We start from the raw sequence: 16786 nt of genomic DNA on the forward strand, positions 1-16786 counted from the left end.
GAATCGGTTGGGCGTTTATAAGAGGCGAACAAATGTTTAATTAAAAGTCGGGTAATTCCCGTTGCGTTGTAGTCTCTTTCTTTTATGGTGCGGCGTTATAAAGTGGGTAGTCATGCATCGTAAAGCCGCCGTTGAAATCGGCTTGGGTTTTACTACAAATGTTTATCACGGTATCAATTGCTCCTCTGAAGCAGGGTTCCGTCCAGCCCGCATCTACAGAGAAAGACTCACCGCAGAGGTACAGCCCCGAGATGTGAGAAAAGTCCCGATTGTATTTCAGTAGCTTCATGGCGTCGTAATAAGTGCCTGCACGGTAAAGTTTTGCACAGCCAAGCGAGTTTTTATCATTCATCCAGCGTTGAACCACCGCGTGATTGCGTCCGATATACGGTGATATTTTTTCTTTTATGTTGGTGGATTTCAAAAGCATTCTGTCGAGGTCTTCGATGCATCTGTCAACAAGTTCTTCATCGGTGAATACCGATAGCTTGGTGGCGTCGTCTTCCCACGTGTAGCTGAGAAGGATGCAATCGTAGGTATTGGTGGCGTTGTAGCGGTAGGTATATACGTCGTGAACCAAACTATCTGTCACGATGGCGTGAGGGATTTTTTTATTCTGAGAGAGAAAAGATTTTTTGAGAGGCGCGTACACTTTGCAGCTGGTTTCCCAGTGGGCTTTTTTATAGGCTTCGGTGACTTCAAATGGAAGCATTTCCTGGTTGAAGTTTTCAATTGATATTTGTGTTTCGATCAGCCACGAAGGCAGTGTCATTACCACGGAGTCGTAATCGAGGAAATTTTTCGTTGTCTGTTCTTTTTGTGTGATGTTCCAGTCGAAATACACCCGTATTTTCCCGTTTTTTAGTTTCTTGATCTTTGTCACTGCACTGCTGGTCATGAAGCCTGAATGACTTTTTATGAGGTGCTCGTATAGCGATTCAGGTGCTTCTTCGGGTGTGATGAAGAGCAGGGATTCGGCCAGAGCTCCAAGGCCAATGTAGTTGGGTTTATTGAATGCAAGGCCTCTCGAATCCAAGGTCTCGTGATGATTCAAGTAAGGCGATGTCATCGGAGTGCCGTCCGCGTCTACGCGCCCGTGGATTAATTGCAGATGACTGCTGAATCCAAATATCGAGGTGCGAAGGGGGTAAAGCGAGCATACGTCATAGAATGCCCCCCAACTGCCATCACCAATGCCGATGGAGTAGAAGACAGCGGATTCCTGTGCGGTCATGCCCAGGCCACCGAAGTTTCCAGGATCACTGTGGTGCCAGCTATCGAGGCTTGGCATTTTTACAAAGTCGCGGAAGGAGATACTTTCATATTTTTTGACTATTGAGTTCCACATGTTCTCCCAGTCTTCAGCGGCGTAATGTTCTGAGACGATCAACGTCATTCGCTCGGCGAAGGCTTTCCATTTGGCGAAAACATTGCCCAATGTTTGACCTGGGGGCGGTGTTTTGCCATCAGTGTTTTTCCAGATAAGCATTGTGGGTTCGGTGCTGCCATCTATACTCCCTTCTCGTAGAAATATACCTGTAGATCGGACCGCAGAGCTGCCTGGGTTGGGGAAGTCTGTGTGGTGCAATTCGAATTCGGAGGCGTAATAGGCCATGAGCGAACGCCCATCTTTAGGCGGTTCGTTTGATTTGTTGAAGAACGGCATTCTCATTGCGCCCATTTCGAAAGGCGGTCTGCCAACGGTGTTGGTGTTGTTATTCCCAAGAGCGGTAAGGTGTCTGCCGCCAATGCGCTTTGATTTTTCTATTAACGTTATGTTTGTGAAACCGCATCGGTAAAGTTCACGTGCAGTTGTCAATCCTGTAATGCCAACGCCAATAATACATATTTTATGATGTGGCTCAGTGGCTTGGGCAATACCGTTGACTTGTTCCACTAAGGTGCGGTAGTCAAAACATAAGTCCGGTGGGTTAGGAAACCTGGCTGCCCATTTGCTCTTGCTGGAGCGCTTTTTCGGTGAGTGTATTGGGCGGCATCTGCGGGGTAGTTAAAGGTGGAACCGATGGTCATTCTGATATTCCCTATTCAGAGTTAACGGACTCTGGATAGGATGGATGTGAGCGTAGCTAGTCAGAAATAGGCTGGAGTTTGGTTTTGGCTAGGGAAAGTCGTATTTTTTTTGTAGGGGCAGTGCAAGCGTTTAAAAGTGGGGGAGCATGCTCCCTCACCCTAGGCAACATTTTATTAGCGCGGCTGCATACACTCCAGCGACCGATCCACCATCACACTGGCCATGTCCACCAAGTGCATGACCGACAGCACCAATGTGCGTGACGTCCCGTCCAGTTGATCCCCTGCCGTCTGCGCAGCAACGGCGGCACAACGCAACACGCTGCTGGCGTGGGCCAGGGCGTCTTCGAAGCTGAGGTCGGGGGTGGTGGTGAAGAGTTTCAGGTCTGAGGCGGGTGGGGCGGGGACAGGTTTGTCCATAGGTTCAACTCCTAATCAAAGTTGGAATGTCACCACCATCGCTACCAAACGATTTTTAAGGTGGTGACCGTACGCAGATTGGTAGACCGGTGATTAGGACCCGGTGCACCCGAAGGTGCCCTGCGCACGGCCACCATAACGCAGGGCCAAAAAAAAGCGCCTTGCATAAGGGGGCGCTTAGCGCCTAATCACTCGTGGTCTACCAAACCCCGAGTCACTGAATTGGCAGTGACCGACGAAGACTAGCCACGTGACTTGAGCGGCGCAAGCGGTTGGGATTCTCTCGGAAACGTCCTGCGAGTTAAAGGGAAATGTCACTGATTTGAGGTGTGTCATCTCTCCAATATTCCGTATGGCGCCATAAGATCAAGGCACAAAAACTGACATTAGTTCTCTGGCGCAAAGGTTTCGCACATCGTCATCATCACGGCGCACAAGCTTGCTTGAGGGGCAGCAGGCTTTTTTCATTGGTGTGTCATGTGTGTACAAAAAACGCATTGCCATTTAGCGGTGTGTAATATACACACCTAAGGGTGGGCGATGAGAAGTCGAGAGGTGATTGACCTGTTGGTTGCAGATGGTTGGGTTGAGGTGGCGGTGAAGGGGAGTCATCACCAGTTCAAACACCCTGTGAAGCGGGGGAGAGTAACCGTCCCTCATCCCAAGGCGGAGATTGCCAAGGGCACTCTACACAGTATTTTCAAGTCAGCAGGGCTCAAGCAATGACTCTGCTGGAGCGTTGGACGAGCGCCGAAGGGGCTCGTCCAGAGGAGGATCAATGAAATTCCCAGTGGTAGTGCATAAAGACGCTGACTCGGATTACAGCGTGACCGTTCCTGATGTGCCGGGGTGTTTCTCGGCGGGTGGATCTTTCTCCGAAGCATTGGATAATGTTCGTGAAGCATTGGCTTTGCACCTTGAAGGCCTGGTTGCCGATCAAGAACAGCTTCCTCAGGCGCAGGAGGTTGATGCTCATATAGGTAATCCGGATTTCGCAGGTGGTGTCTGGGCGATCATTGACTTTGATCTAACGCCCTATCTGGGCAAGTCAGTGCGGTTTAATGCCTCTTTGCCGGAACATCTGTTGCAACGCATTGATGAGCGTGTGCAGAAGGACCATCGCTATGCATCGCGGTCAGGGTTCCTGGCGACTGCTGCATTGCGCGAGCTTTCAGCGTAAACCAACTCAAGCAAACACTATCTATCCAACGGATTCCCCATGAGCCCCGAAGAACTCCAAATCACCGACATCCGCCCCGGCACCGGCAAAGCCGTTGTCAAGGGCGCGCTGATCACCACCCAATACACAGGCACCCTGGAGGACGGCACGGTGTTCGATTCGTCCTGGGAGCGCGACAAGCCGTTCCAGTGTGTGATCGGCACCGGGCGTGTGATCAAGGGCTGGGACTTGGGCTTGATGGGCATGCAGGTCGGCGGTGTGCGGACCTTGTACGTGCCGGCGCATCTAGCCTATGGCGAGCGGTCGATGGGCGCGCATATCAAGCCCAACAGTAACCTGCGTTTTGAGATTGAGTTGCTGGAAGTACTGACGCGGGATGATTGAGACCTCCAAGATAAACGCTTCCTGAACCCTCCCTGAAGAATCTTCTTATTCACCATACGGAAACTTTCCTACGGTTTACTCTCCCATCATCGGGGCGTAAGCTTCGCGCGTTTTCATCAATAGCGGAGACCCTCAGTGGGTACTTGTTCGAGTGACAGTAGTCGGCCGGTTTCGGTAACCGGCACAGGCTTGGCAAGGTAACGCGCATTTTTCCGATGCCGTTGTCTCGCCACTAAAAGCGAGAAGCGGCATCCCGGCAGCGGCCAGTCCTGGCACCTGCCCGAATCCCTCTCATCGACGCTGACCAGCGCCCGGCTTACCTCGGGATGCTACGGACGCGCCTGCACTTTGCGGCAGGCGGGCCTGGGTGGCTGTGCCAGTAAAAAGGGCGCGGCGCACAGGGCAGTACCTGCACGACGGTTTTATCCTCGCGCAGGAGTAACACCATGAACCTCACTCTGCTCAAAGAGTTCTTCGCCGGCTTCCTGCGGACCCGGCACATCGCCCGGCATTTCCGCCGCCTGGCGATGCTCGAAACCGTGACCGACGCCAGCGTCAGCCGCGAAGTGCCGCCGACCCTGGCGCAAACCCTGGTGGTCTCGGCCAACAACAGTGCCGTGCAATTGCTCGGCACCCTGGGCAGCCACGCCGAGGGGTTGAACACTCAGGAAGCCGACGCCCTGCGTGTGCAATACGGCCTCAACGAAGTCGAGCATGAGCAGCCGCTGCCTTGGTGGGTGCACCTGTGGCACTGCTACAAAAATCCGTTCAACCTGCTGCTGACCCTGCTGGCGCTGATCTCCTGGCTGACCGAAGACATGAAGGCCGCCACGGTGATTTTCTCCATGGTGGTGTTGTCGACGCTGCTGCGCTTCTGGCAGGAGGCCAAGTCCAACAAGGCCGCCGATGCCCTCAAGGCGATGGTGAGCAACACTGCCACCGTGCTGCGTCGGGACGAGGCCAAGCGCATCGAATTGCCGATCAAGCAACTGGTGCCGGGTGACCTGATTTTCCTGTCCGCCGGTGACATGATCCCCGCCGATTGCCGTGTGCTCAGTGCCAAGGACCTCTTCGTCAGCCAGGCGGCGATGACCGGCGAATCGATGCCGGTGGAGAAGTTCGCCCAGCAGCAGGACGCCAAGACCCGCAACCCGCTGGACCTGGAGAACATCCTGTTCATGGGCACCAACGTGGTGTCCGGCGCGGCGACGGCGGTGATCCTGACCACCGGCAACAGCACCTATTTCGGCGCGCTGGCCCAGCGTGTGACCGCCACCGACCGCGCGACCACCTCGTTCCAGCACGGCGTCAACAAGGTCAGCTGGTTGCTGATTCGGTTCATGTTCGTGATGGCGCCGCTGGTGCTGTTCATCAACGGCTTCACCAAGGGTGACTGGACCGAAGCGCTGCTGTTCGCGTTGTCGATTGCCGTGGGCCTGACCCCGGAAATGCTGCCGATGATCGTCACGTCCACCCTGGCCAAGGGCGCGGTGTTTCTGTCGCGCAAAAAAGTCATCGTCAAGCGCCTGGACGCGATCCAGAACTTTGGTGCCATGGACGTGCTGTGCACCGACAAGACCGGCACCCTGACCCAGGACAAGATCTTCCTGGCGCGCCATGTGGACGTGTGGGGCGAAGAGTCCGATGACGTGCTGGAAATGGCCTACCTCAACAGCTACTACCAGACCGGCCTGAAAAACCTGCTGGATGTGGCGGTGCTGGAGCACGTCGAGGTGCATCGCGAGCTGAAAGTCGGCACCGCGTTCCAGAAAATTGATGAGATCCCGTTCGACTTCAATCGTCGCCGCATGTCGGTGGTGGTCGCCGAACAGGGCCAACCGCACCTGCTGATCTGCAAGGGCGCCGTGGAGGAAATCCTCTCGGTGTGCAACAACGTGCGCCATGGCGAGACCAATGAGGCGCTGACTGATGAGTTGCTGGCGCGCATTCGCCAGGTGACGGCAGCGTTCAACGAAGAAGGCCTGCGCGTGGTCGCCGTGGCTGCACAGCCGATGGCACCGGGGCGTGATACCTACAGCCTGGCGGATGAGAACAACCTCACGCTGATCGGCTACGTTGCCTTCCTCGACCCACCGAAGGAAAGCACCGCGCCTGCGCTCAAGGCGCTCAAGGCCCACGGCGTTGCCGTGAAGGTGCTGACGGGTGACAACGAATTGGTCACCGCCAAGATCTGTCGCGAAGTGGGCCTGGAGCAACAAGGCCTGCTGATGGGCAACGACATCGAGGACATGACCGACGCCGAATTGGCCAAGGCGGTGGAAACCACCAACGTGTTCGCCAAGCTGACGCCAAGCCACAAGGAGCGCATCGTGCGCCTGCTCAAGGCCAACGGGCATGTGGTGGGCTTCATGGGTGATGGCATCAACGATGCGCCGGCACTGCGTACCGCCGATATCGGTATTTCCGTGGACAGCGCGGTGGATATCGCCAAGGAAGCGGCCGACATCATCCTGCTGGAAAAGAGCCTGATGATCCTGGAGGAGGGCGTGCTGGAAGGTCGGCGCACCTTCGCCAACATGCTCAAGTACATCAAGATGACCGCCAGTTCCAACTTCGGCAATGTGTTTTCGGTGCTGGTGGCCAGTGCGTTCATCCCGTTCCTGCCGATGCTGCCGATGCACCTGCTGGTGCAGAACCTGCTGTATGACATTTCGCAGATTGCGATCCCGTTCGATAACGTCGATGACGAGATGCTGAGCAAACCACAGCGCTGGCAACCGGGAGATGTCGGCCGTTTCATGCTGTTTTTCGGGCCGATCAGCTCGATCTTTGACATCACCACGTTCGCACTCATGTGGTATGTCTTCGATGCCAACACCCCCGACCACCAGACCCTGTTCCAGTCCGGCTGGTTCGTGGTGGGGCTGCTGACCCAGACGCTGATCGTGCACATGATCCGTACCCCGAAGATCCCGTTCCTGCAAAGCCGTGCGGCGATGCCGTTGATGGTGATGACAGGCGTGATCATGGCGGTGGGGATTTTCCTGCCGATGGGGCCACTGGCGCACTACTTCAAATTGCAGGCGCTGCCGTCGCTGTATTTCGTGTTCCTGCCGGTGATCCTGCTGGCGTACATGGCGCTGACCCAGGCGGTGAAGGGGTACTACATCCGTAAGTTTGGCTGGCAATGAACAGGGAAGATTTCCTATGCAAGCAATCAACAACATCAACCTCGAATCCCTGGTCGACACCCTGGTCAGCCTCACCGCAGCTTTTATCCTGGGTGGCCTGATCGGTTTCGAGCGTCAGTACCGCCAGCGCACGGCAGGTCTGCGCACCAATGTGCTGGTGGCGGTGGGCGCGGCGATCTTCGTCGACATGGCCAGCCGCCTGGGCGGCGCGGAAGGCGCGGTGCGGGTAGTGGCCTATGTGGTGTCGGGCATCGGCTTTCTCGGTGCAGGCGTGATCATGCGCGAAGAAGGCAATGTGCGCGGGCTCAACACGGCTGCCACCCTCTGGGCCTCGGCAGCGGTGGGAGCCTGTGCCGGTGCCGACCTGGTCCTCGAAGCACTGCTGGGCACGCTGTTCATACTGGCGGCCAACACTTTGCTGCGGCCGATCGTCAATAACATCAACCGTCAGCCACTGGACGTGGTGTCGGCGGAAGTTACCAACATCTTGTATGTGATTGCCCGGCGTACTCAGCAGAAGGCCGTACTGGCCTTGCTGGAGGCCGAGCTGGCGCGTTGTAACTACCCCGCCAGCGACGTTGACGTGCGGCCTTTTGGCACGGAAGAAGTGGAAATCGAAGCCACCCTGGCCGTGACCTCGGTAGACGGTGATGAGCTGGACGCCCTGGTGGCGCGAATCTCGATGTCGACCCTGGTGGTGCAGGCGTTCTGGAGCCCCAGTACCACCGAGTAGTCCCCCGGCAGTCAGGCCTTGCCCCGCGCAAAGCTGGCTATGCTATGACAAGGAAAAGTCCTACAAGCATTAGAGACTATCCCTTCATTTGAACGGACACGCCGTTGTTAAGGTTGCGCGCTTGCGTCTGCCCAGGAAGCAGTCCGCAGCTCTACGTGTTTAGCGTGTTCTATCAAAAGGAGGGGTCTGTACTGCCTGAAGTGTCATGCAGAGTAATCAGTACCGTTTGTCGGAACTGTTACTTTTCACAGGTAGATAGGTCCCGTGTGATATGTAAGCGTACTGATCCCTCGGGGAGTCTTATGAGCAACAAAGCTTTGATTGTGGACGATCACCCTTTTATCCGCGCCACCGTGAAGTACCTGTTGAAGCAGGAGGGCTTCGATACCATCTTTGAAGCGGGCAACGGCGCCGACGCCATGCAGATTGCTCGGGAGGAGCGCCCGGATCTGGTTATCCTCGATCTGGCAATGCCAAAACTTGGCGGGCTGGAGGTGATCAGCCGGATAAAGGCGCTGGGACTGCCCTGCAAGATCCTGGTGCTCACGTCCTACCTGGCGGTATTTTTCTCAACCCGCTGCATGCGCGCCGGGGCCATGGGCTTTGTTGCCAAGACCGGTGAGCTGGACGAGTTGCAAAAGGCGATAAGGGCCATCAGGGCCGGTTACAGTTGCTTCCCGAGCACGGCCACCAGTTCAGTGCGCCGCGACGATTTGCAGACCACCGAACAGGAGTTGGTGGAGGCGCTGTCCGACCGCGAATTGACGGTACTGCAAAAACTGGCGCTGGGCCTGGGCAACAAGGAAATCGCCGAGGATATGCTGTTGAGCCACAAGACCATCAGCACCTACAAGACTCGCCTCAAAGAGAAGTTGCGCATGTCGTCGGTGGTGCACCTGTCCAAGTTTGCCCAGCGCAATCATCTGATCTGAAATGACCACCTGCCGGCTGGTGAGATTCACAGCCATCCTGCTCATGGGGCTGTTGCCCTGTGCAGCGATGGCCCTGGATGAACCACATGCCCTTCGGCTGCTCGGCCATTCCACCCTGGAGCACCCAACAGTAGAGCTGGATGACAGCGACTGGCGGTGGTTGCGCGGGCGCCGCAGTTTGGTGATGGGTGTGTCGGCACCCGACTACGCACCGTTCGACCTGAGCAACGACAACGATTTTGAAGGCATCACGGCTGACTACGCATGGCTGATCAGCCTGATCTTGAATGTGCCTATCGAGGTTCGGCGCTACGACACCCGTGATGAAGTGATCGAGGCGCTCAAGCTGGGCGAGGTGGACCTGGTGGGGTCGGCCAATGGTTATGAGGCGGCCGACAAGGCGTTGGTACTGTCGCGTTCCTACGCCAATGATCAACCGGTGCTGGTGACCCGCACGGGTGAAAGCCATTCCTTGAGCGTCGACCTGGCCGGCAAGCGCGTTGCGATGCTTTACCACTATATGCAACCCGACGCCGTCCAGGCCTTTTACCCCCAGGCGCAACTGTTGTTGTACGGTTCGACCCATCAGGCCATCGGTGCCGTGGCGTTCGACCAGGCTGATGTCTACTTGGGCGATGCCATCAGCGCGCGCTATCTGATCAACAAGAACCACCTTAATAACGTGCGCATGGCAGACTTTTCCGCCCTCGAGGTCAACCCGTTCGGGTTCGCGTTTACTGCCGACAACCAGCGCCTGTTGACGATCGTCAATGCCGCGCTGGGTGTTATCCCGGCCAGCCAGCAGATGGAAATCCTGCGTCGTTGGAGTGCCGGCGGCAGTGGGTTCCTGGAGGCTGACCGATTGCGCTTGAGTGACAGCGAGCAGCGTTGGCTGGAGAAGCATCCCCGGGTGAGAGTGGCAGTACTGGATAAGTTCGTGCCGCTGTCATTTTTCAATGAACAAGGGCAGTTCGTGGGGTTGAGTGACGAGGTATTGTCGCGGATCAGCTTACGCACGGGCTTGAAGTTCGAAGTGGTGCACGGCAGTTCCCTGCCTCGGCAAGTCGACGAGGTCAGCGCCGGCCAAATGGACATGCTGGCGGTGATCACGCCCAGTGTCGAACGTGCCGAAAAGGTACGCTTTACCCGGCCTTACCTGTCCAATCCCTATGTGCTGGTGGTGCGCACCGGCGACGAGCGTCTGCTGACCCTGGAGGACATGCCTGGCAAACGCCTGGCGTTCATTGGCGGCAATAGCCTCGCTGCGCAGATCGCCCGGGACTATCCAGGGATCGAGTTTGTCGACGTCGAGAACCCGGAGCAGGCCATGGAGTGGGTGGCCAAGGGCAGTGCCGACGCGACAGTCATTTCGTTGATCAGTGCACGCTACATGATCACGCGCACCTATCGCGATCGTCTGCGTATCACCAGCACGGTGGGTACGGAACCGGCGCGGATTGCGTTCGGCGTCAACCGCAGCCAGTTGGAGTTGTATTCGATCCTCGAGAAGGCGTTGTTGAGTATTACGCCTGAAGAAATGGACGAACTGACCAATCATTGGCGCAGTGAAATCATTATTGAAGACAGCTACTGGGTCAGTCATCGCAATGTGATTATCCAAGGGTTTGGCCTCGCCGCGCTGTTGTTGCTGGTCACCCTGGGCTGGGTGTTCTACCTGCGCAACCTGATTCACAAGCGTGCCCAGGCCGAGCGCGCCCTGAGCGACCAGATGCGCTTTATGAGCGTGCTGATCGACGGCACGCCTCACCCGATTTATGTGCGCGATCGCCAGGGGCGTTTGATGGCGTGCAACAACGCGTACCTCGACGTGTTCGGCTTCAAGCTGGAGGACGTGATCGGCAAGACCGTTGTGGAGAGCGATACGGGTAACCCGCCCCAGGCCCAGTCGTTCCATGCCGACTATCTGGACTTGATGGAGCGCGGTGAGCCGCAGATTCACGACCGGGTGCTGAAGGTGCCCGGTGGCGGTGTGCTGACGATTTACCAGTGGATGCTGCCGTACCGTGATAGCAACGGCAACGTCGTGGGCATGATCGCCGGCTGGGTGGACGTGAGTGAGCGCCAGCGCCTGTTGGGCCAGTTGCAGGAGGCCAAGGACGACGCGGACGCCGCCAACCGTGCCAAGACTACGTTCCTGGCGACGATGAGTCATGAGATCCGAACGCCGATGAACGCAGTGATCGGCATGATTGAACTCGCTCAGAAAAACGCCGAGCAGGGGCATGTTGATCGAGATGCGCTGGAAGTGGCATCGATGGCTTCGCGCAGTTTGCTGGAGCTGATCGGCGATATCCTGGACATTGCGCGAATCGAAACCGGCCACCTGTCCCTGACCCTGGAGCCGGCCAACCTGCACGAGCTGTTGGCCTCTGTTGCGCGGGTGTTTGAAGGGCTGGCGCGGGATAAAGGGCTGTCGCTGCACGTAGAGCTCGACCCGCTCATCGATCGACTGGTACTGATCGATCCGTTGCGCTTCAAGCAAGTGGTGTCGAACCTGTTAGGCAATGCGATCAAATTTACCAACTGCGGCCAGATACGCCTGGGTGCCCAAGCCGCATCGGTGTTGGCCGGTGAACATTTGAACCTGCGGATTTGCGTGGAAGATACGGGGATTGGCATCAGTGCCGAAGATCAGCAGCGTTTGTTCAACCCGTTCATCCAGGGCAGCAATAACGAGCAGTCGGCGCGCAGTGGTTCGGGCCTGGGGTTGGTGATCAGCCGTAACCTGTGCGAGATGATGGGCGGCCAACTGCACCTGAGCAGCGTGCTGGGCAAGGGAACGCGGGTGGATGTGACACTGGCACTGGCGTTGACCACGGCAGCGGCGGTTTCCTCCTCTGTCCCCTGTGCACCTGTCGCGCAGGCATTGAAACTTCTGGTGGTCGATGACTATCCGGCCAACCGCTTGCTTCTGGCTCGACAATTGACCTTCCTGGGGCATCACATCGTTACGGCCGAGGATGGCGCCGAAGGCTTTGCGCTGTGGCAGGCCGGGCATTTTGACGGGGTGATCACCGACAGCAATATGCCCGTGATGGACGGCTACACGTTGGCGCGTGATATTCGTGCGCAAGAACGCCAACGTGGCCTGGTGCCGTGTCTTTTGCTGGGGTTCACCGCCAACGCCCAGCCGGAGGAGGTCGAGCGCTGTCGGCAGGCCGGCATGGACGGTTGCCTGTTCAAGCCCACGGGGCTTGACGATTTACGTGCGGCCTTGGCGTCGCGCACGGCCAGCGCTGCAACGGATGAAGCCAAAGCGCAATTTGATTTGAGCTCGCTGGTGATGCTGACAGGCGATGACACTGCCGGGCTCAACGAGTTACTGGCACCCTTGCTCACGAGTCTTGCAGAGGACCTCCGAGTGCTGTCGACCCTGCGGGACCGGGCCGATTTCGGCAAGCTGCATGACCTGGCCCACCGTGTCAAAGGCGGCGCGCGAATGGTCAAGGCCCAGGCGCTGATCGCCTGCTGCGACGCTGTGGAGGACGTGTGCGAAAGGCGCGACCGCGATGCAGTGGCTGCTGCGGTTGAGGCGTTGGACGCGGCTATCACTTGCTTGCATCACAGCCTGGGTCAGTACTGCAAGCAGCCTTGACCGAGGCAGGTATCCGTTCGGCGAATTTGGGAGAACTCCTACATGGAACGGGAACAAGCCTGATTTTGTCGTCGGCATATGTCTGGAGAATGGGCCTGGCTCACTGACGAGCACTGCCTGCCCAGGGGTTCGCCATGCCAAACAAAGCACTGACCATCCTGATTGCCGATGAGCTACACCTGCAACGCCTGTACATCGAAAAAATGCTCAACCAGTTGGGTTATCACCGGATCGTACCGGTGCAGACCTTCGAAGAGGTTCAACTGCTCACCGCGATTCCGGCACAGCCTTTCGATGTGCTGATCATCAACGCGGGGCTGGCGATCCATACCTGCGGTCCTCAACCCCAGGCGCATCATGTGCTGGTTTATGACCATCTGGGCCTGTCTGCCGACGCAACGCCGGCAGTGCTGGTACGCCTGCCCGGTGTGCCGGACAACGTCAACCTCGAACACTTCATGGACATCATCGACCCGCCTGCGGCCGCCACGGGCCTGCGCGTACTGCCGTGGCTGCGGGAATTATCCCGCACGCCTGTGGCCGGGGTTTAGTCCCACTGGGGGGCGATACCCTTGGGGCTGGTGAGGCGATGGCCGCGTTCCAGCCCGGCCATCTGCGCCATGTCCGCAGGGCTCAAGGTCAGTTGCAGGGCCTTGAGGTTGCTTTCCAGGTTGGCCCGTTTGGTCGATGACGGGATCACTGCGTAACCCAGTTGCATCGCCCAGGCCAGTGTCACTTGCGCCGGGGTCGCCTGATGGCGCCCGGCGATTTGCTGGATCACCGGGTCCTTGAGCACTTCGCCGTAGGCCAGGGTCATGTAGGACGTGATCTGGATACCGTTGGCGGTGGCAAAGTCCACGACCTTGCGGTTTTGCAGGTAGGGGTGCAACTCGATCTGGTTGGTGGCGATATTCTCCGCACCTACCGCCGCAATCGCTTGTTTCATCAGGTCGACGGTGAAGTTGGAAATGCCGATCTGGCGGGTCAGGCCCAGACGCTTGGCCTCCAGCAACTGGCCCATGAATTCGGCGACAGGCACCTGGTCCTCCGGCGAGGGCCAGTGGATCAGGGTGAGGTCCAGGTAATCGGTTTTCAGTTTGCGCAGGCTCTCGCGCAGGCTTGGAATCAACTGGCCTTCGGCGAAGTTGGCGATCCAGATCTTGCTGGTGATGAACAGCTCATCGCGCGGGATGCCGCTGTCGGCAATGGCCTGGCCGACATCGACTTCGTTCTCATAGATTTGCGCAGTGTCGATGACGCGGTAGCCCAGCTCGAGGCCGGTGCTGACGGAATCGATCACCACCTGGCCTTGCAGACGGAAGGTGCCGAGGCCAAAGGCCGGAACGTTTTGCGTAGCGATAGACATCAGTGACTCCTGAAGAGGGCTTGAACAATGGAGTCGAGTATCCGCTTGTCGTTCCTTGGGAAAAACCGTCGAATCCGAAAAGGACTCTTTACCGCAGATCAAGAATCTACTGGGGCTGGATGGGTGTCGCCGGGCTATCGCGACTGATGTAGAGTCGTGCTGCCGACTTAACCCAAGGAAATCGCCGCATGACCCAGGAATCCCGTTTCTCCCGGATGGACCCGGAAGTGCGCAAGGCCAATCTGGTCCAGGCCACGCTCACCTGTCTCAAGCGGGATGGTTTCCAGGGCGCGTCGATTCGCAAGATCAGTGCCGAGGCCGGGGTGTCGGTGGGGCTGATCAGCCATCACTATTCGGGCAAGGACGAACTGGTGGCCGAGGCCTACCGTACCATCACCGGCCAGGTCATGGCCCTGTTGCGCGCGACCATGGCCAAGGCGCCGCCGAACCCTCGGGAGCGCCTGTCGGCGTTGTTCCGGGGCTCGTTTTCCGCCGAACTGCTCGACCCGCACTTGCTGGACGCGTGGCTGGTGTTCTGGGGGGCGGTAAAGACCGCACCGGCGATCAACCTGGCGCACGAGCATTCCTACGGCGAGTACCGCACCATCATGCGCTCGGCCCTGACTGACATGGCCAGGGAGGAGGGCTGGGAGCACTTCGACGCCGACCTCGCCGCCATCGGCCTGAGCGCATTGCTCGATGGGTTGTGGCTGGAGTCGGGGCTCAACCCCGGCACGTTCACACCTGAACAGGGCATCCAAATCTGCGAAGCCTGGGTGGATGGCCTGCAGGCTGGCGGTCGCCAGCGTTACCAGCTCAAGCCCTGAGCCTTCTCCTGCCGCCTGAACGCAAGGTTCAGGCAGGCCGTTTTCCCTTCTGAAAAAATTTGCAGTTTGCTGATTGCCTTCTTACTGAACACTTGTTTAGTATCGCCTCATGTCGCACCCCTCAGGCCAAATAAAACAATTCGAGGAAGTCATGACTGCCAATTCGCCTGTGCTCACTCATGTAGAAGCTGGTGTTGCCTGGATCACCCTCAACCGTGGCCCGCAGCGCAATGCCCTGGATATCCCCACCCTCAAGCGCCTGCACGCCTTGCTCGATGCGTTCAACACTGACGCCGCTGTACGCGTGGTGGTATTGACCGGTAATGGGCGAAGCTTCTGCGCCGGTGCCGACCTGGCCGAGTGGGCGGATGCCGAAGCTCGCGGTGCCCTCGAAACCTACGGCTGGACCGAAACCGCCCATGCGCTGATGACGCGCCTGCACACCCTGGATAAACCGACGATTGCCGCGATCAACGGCACCGCCGTCGGTGCGGGCATGGACCTGGCCTTATGCTGCGACCTGCGCATAGCGGCCCAATCGGCGCGCTTCAAGGCCGGTTACACCAGCATGGCCTACTCGCCGGACGCGGGCGCCAGTTGGCACCTGCCGCGCCTGATTGGCAGCGAACAGGCCAAGCGCCTGCTGTTCCTCGATGAGCTGTGGAGTGCCGAGCGCGCCTTGGCGGCGGGCCTGGTCGGTGAAGTCGTCGCCGATGACCAGCTCAATGCCCACGCCACCAAACTCGCCACACGCCTGGCCAACGGCCCGACCTTCGCCTTCACCCAAACCAAGACCCTGCTCCGCGAAGGCGCCGGGCGTAGCCTGCCCGAACAGTTACAGGCCGAACTGGCTGCCGGCCTGTTGTGCGGGCGCAGTGCCGATGGCGCCGAGGCCTTGCGCGCGTCCGTAGAAAAACGCCTGCCGGATTTTTGCGGCCAATAACTCCACCCCCTCCGAACAGGTAACGCCATGCATTTCCAACTCAGCCAAGAGCAAGACATGTTGGTGGACGCGGTACGCAGTTTTGTTGCCAAGGAATTGTTGCCCCATGAGGCGGCGGTGGACCGTGCCGATGAGGTCTCCCCCGAGCTGGCCGCGCAGATTCGCGACAAGGCCATCGCTGCCGGCTTCTATGCGTTCAACATGCCGGAGGAGGTGGGGGGCGGTGGCCTGGACTACCTGTCCCAGGCCCTGATCGAGCGGGAGTTGTCCAAGGTCTCGTGGGCGCTGCATGTGTTTGTCGCGCGCCCATCCAAGATCCTCATGGCGTGTACGGGCTCGCAGATTGGCGACTACCTGCTGCCGTGTGTGCAGGGCAAGAAGATCGACTGCTTTGCACTGACCGAACCCGGCGCCGGTTCTGACGCCAATGCCATCAAGACCCGCGCCGTGCGCCTTGGCGATGACTTCGTGATCAACGGTAGCAAGCACTTCATCAGCCATGCCGGGCACGCTGATTTCGCCATCGTGTTTGCGGTCACCGATACCTACGAACACAACGGTCGCCAGCGCAACGCCGTGACGTCGTTCCTGGTGGATCGTGGCACCCCCGGCATGACCATCCGCCGTGGCCCCAAGTGCGTGAGCAACCGGGGTTATCACACCTATGAACTGTTCTTCGACGACTGCCGCGTCCCCGCTTCCAAGGTACTGGGCGAAGTGGGCAAGGGCTGGGACGTGGCCAACGCCTGGCTCACCGCCGGCCGTGTGATGGTGGCCGCCAACTGCGTCGGCCAGGCCCAGCGTGCATTGGATGTGTCGCTGCAATGGGCGGCGGACCGCAAGCAGTTCGGCCAGCCTATCGGCACCTATCAAGGCGTGAGCTTCAAGCTGGCGGACATGGCCACACAGATCCGCGCGGCTGAACTGCTGACCCTGCACACCGCCTGGAAGATGGACCAGGGCAGCATGACCGATGGCGAGGCCGGCATGGCCAAGCTGTTTGCCAGCGAAACCCTGGGCAAGGTCGCCGACGAGGCGGTGCAGATCTTCGGCGGCATGGGCTTGATGGATGAGGGGCCGGTGGAGCGCATCTGGCGTAACGCGCGGATCGAGCGGATCTGGGAAGGCACCTCGGAAATCCAGCGCCATATCATCGCCCGTGAACTGTTGCGGCCGCTGTTGCGCTGATGGCGCGGAGAACG

At 58.5% G+C, this 16786-nt stretch carries 14 protein-coding genes; 11 read left to right on the forward strand and 3 right to left on the reverse strand.

Going from position 1 to position 16786, the window contains the following annotated elements; translation table 11 throughout:
• Positions 1 to 82: 82 nt before the first annotated feature.
• Together ACZ445_RS10345 and ACZ445_RS10350 are read right to left on the reverse strand one after the other, a co-directional pair.
• The gene (locus tag ACZ445_RS10345) at positions 83 to 1897 is read right to left on the reverse strand and encodes a flavin monoamine oxidase family protein (RefSeq protein WP_464708271.1); all 1815 of its coding nucleotides are present in this window, start codon (positions 1895 to 1897) and stop codon (positions 83 to 85) included.
• A 308-nt stretch (positions 1898 to 2205) separates the two neighbouring features.
• Positions 2206 to 2451, reverse strand: a complete 246-nt coding sequence (locus tag ACZ445_RS10350; RefSeq protein WP_058427150.1) for a DUF6124 family protein — start codon at positions 2449 to 2451, stop codon at positions 2206 to 2208.
• A gap of 540 nt (positions 2452 to 2991) precedes the next feature.
• Between ACZ445_RS10350 and ACZ445_RS10355 the strand changes: the two genes are divergently transcribed.
• The 8 genes from ACZ445_RS10355 to ACZ445_RS10390 all read left to right on the forward strand — a co-directional run bounded on the left by ACZ445_RS10355 (position 2992) and on the right by ACZ445_RS10390 (position 12999).
• Entirely contained in the window at positions 2992 to 3177 is a 186-nt protein-coding gene (locus tag ACZ445_RS10355; RefSeq protein ID WP_081049342.1) for a type II toxin-antitoxin system HicA family toxin, read from the forward strand.
• A gap of 52 nt (positions 3178 to 3229) precedes the next feature.
• Positions 3230 to 3631 (forward strand): type II toxin-antitoxin system HicB family antitoxin, encoded by a 402-nt coding sequence (locus tag ACZ445_RS10360; protein ID WP_016977415.1) that lies wholly within the window; start codon positions 3230 to 3232, stop codon positions 3629 to 3631.
• Positions 3632 to 3670: 39 nt separating this feature from the next.
• Positions 3671 to 4015 carry an FKBP-type peptidyl-prolyl cis-trans isomerase gene (locus ACZ445_RS10365; RefSeq protein WP_058427149.1) on the forward strand — a complete coding sequence of 115 codons (345 nt, stop codon included), beginning with the start codon at positions 3671 to 3673 and terminating at the stop codon, positions 4013 to 4015.
• 446 nt (positions 4016 to 4461) lie between these two features.
• Positions 4462 to 7167 (forward strand): magnesium-translocating P-type ATPase, encoded by a 2706-nt coding sequence (mgtA, locus tag ACZ445_RS10370; RefSeq protein WP_179028973.1) that lies wholly within the window; start codon positions 4462 to 4464, stop codon positions 7165 to 7167.
• A gap of 16 nt (positions 7168 to 7183) precedes the next feature.
• Positions 7184 to 7900, forward strand: a complete 717-nt coding sequence (locus ACZ445_RS10375) for an MgtC/SapB family protein (protein WP_058427147.1) — start codon at positions 7184 to 7186, stop codon at positions 7898 to 7900.
• 302 nt (positions 7901 to 8202) lie between these two features.
• Positions 8203 to 8832 carry a response regulator transcription factor gene (locus ACZ445_RS10380; protein WP_058427146.1) on the forward strand — a complete coding sequence of 210 codons (630 nt, stop codon included), beginning with the start codon at positions 8203 to 8205 and terminating at the stop codon, positions 8830 to 8832.
• 1 nt (position 8833) lies between these two features.
• Entirely contained in the window at positions 8834 to 12448 is a 3615-nt protein-coding gene (locus ACZ445_RS10385) for a transporter substrate-binding domain-containing protein (RefSeq protein WP_464708272.1), read from the forward strand.
• A 134-nt stretch (positions 12449 to 12582) separates the two neighbouring features.
• Positions 12583 to 12999, forward strand: a complete 417-nt coding sequence (locus tag ACZ445_RS10390; RefSeq protein ID WP_058427144.1) for an ANTAR domain-containing protein — start codon at positions 12583 to 12585, stop codon at positions 12997 to 12999.
• On the opposite strand, the gene dkgB is transcribed toward ACZ445_RS10390, so the two are convergent.
• A complete protein-coding gene (gene dkgB, locus ACZ445_RS10395; RefSeq protein WP_179028974.1) occupies positions 12996 to 13814 on the reverse strand; it encodes a 2,5-didehydrogluconate reductase DkgB in 819 nt (272 codons plus the stop codon). The genes ACZ445_RS10390 and dkgB overlap by 4 nt on opposite strands.
• Positions 13815 to 14002: 188 nt before the next feature.
• Between dkgB and ACZ445_RS10400 the strand changes: the two genes are divergently transcribed.
• The 3 genes from ACZ445_RS10400 to ACZ445_RS10410 all read left to right on the forward strand — a co-directional run bounded on the left by ACZ445_RS10400 (position 14003) and on the right by ACZ445_RS10410 (position 16772).
• Positions 14003 to 14641, forward strand: coding sequence for a TetR family transcriptional regulator C-terminal domain-containing protein (locus tag ACZ445_RS10400; RefSeq protein WP_464705113.1), 639 nt, complete (start codon positions 14003 to 14005; stop codon positions 14639 to 14641).
• Between the two features lie 151 nt (positions 14642 to 14792).
• Complete coding sequence (locus ACZ445_RS10405) at positions 14793 to 15584, forward strand: enoyl-CoA hydratase/isomerase family protein (RefSeq protein ID WP_464708273.1); 792 nt, start codon at positions 14793 to 14795, stop codon at positions 15582 to 15584.
• A 27-nt stretch (positions 15585 to 15611) separates the two neighbouring features.
• Entirely contained in the window at positions 15612 to 16772 is a 1161-nt protein-coding gene (locus ACZ445_RS10410; RefSeq protein ID WP_464708275.1) for an acyl-CoA dehydrogenase family protein, read from the forward strand.
• Positions 16773 to 16786: the final 14 nt, after the last annotated feature.

The sequence above is a fragment of the Pseudomonas allii genome (assembly GCF_055380095.1).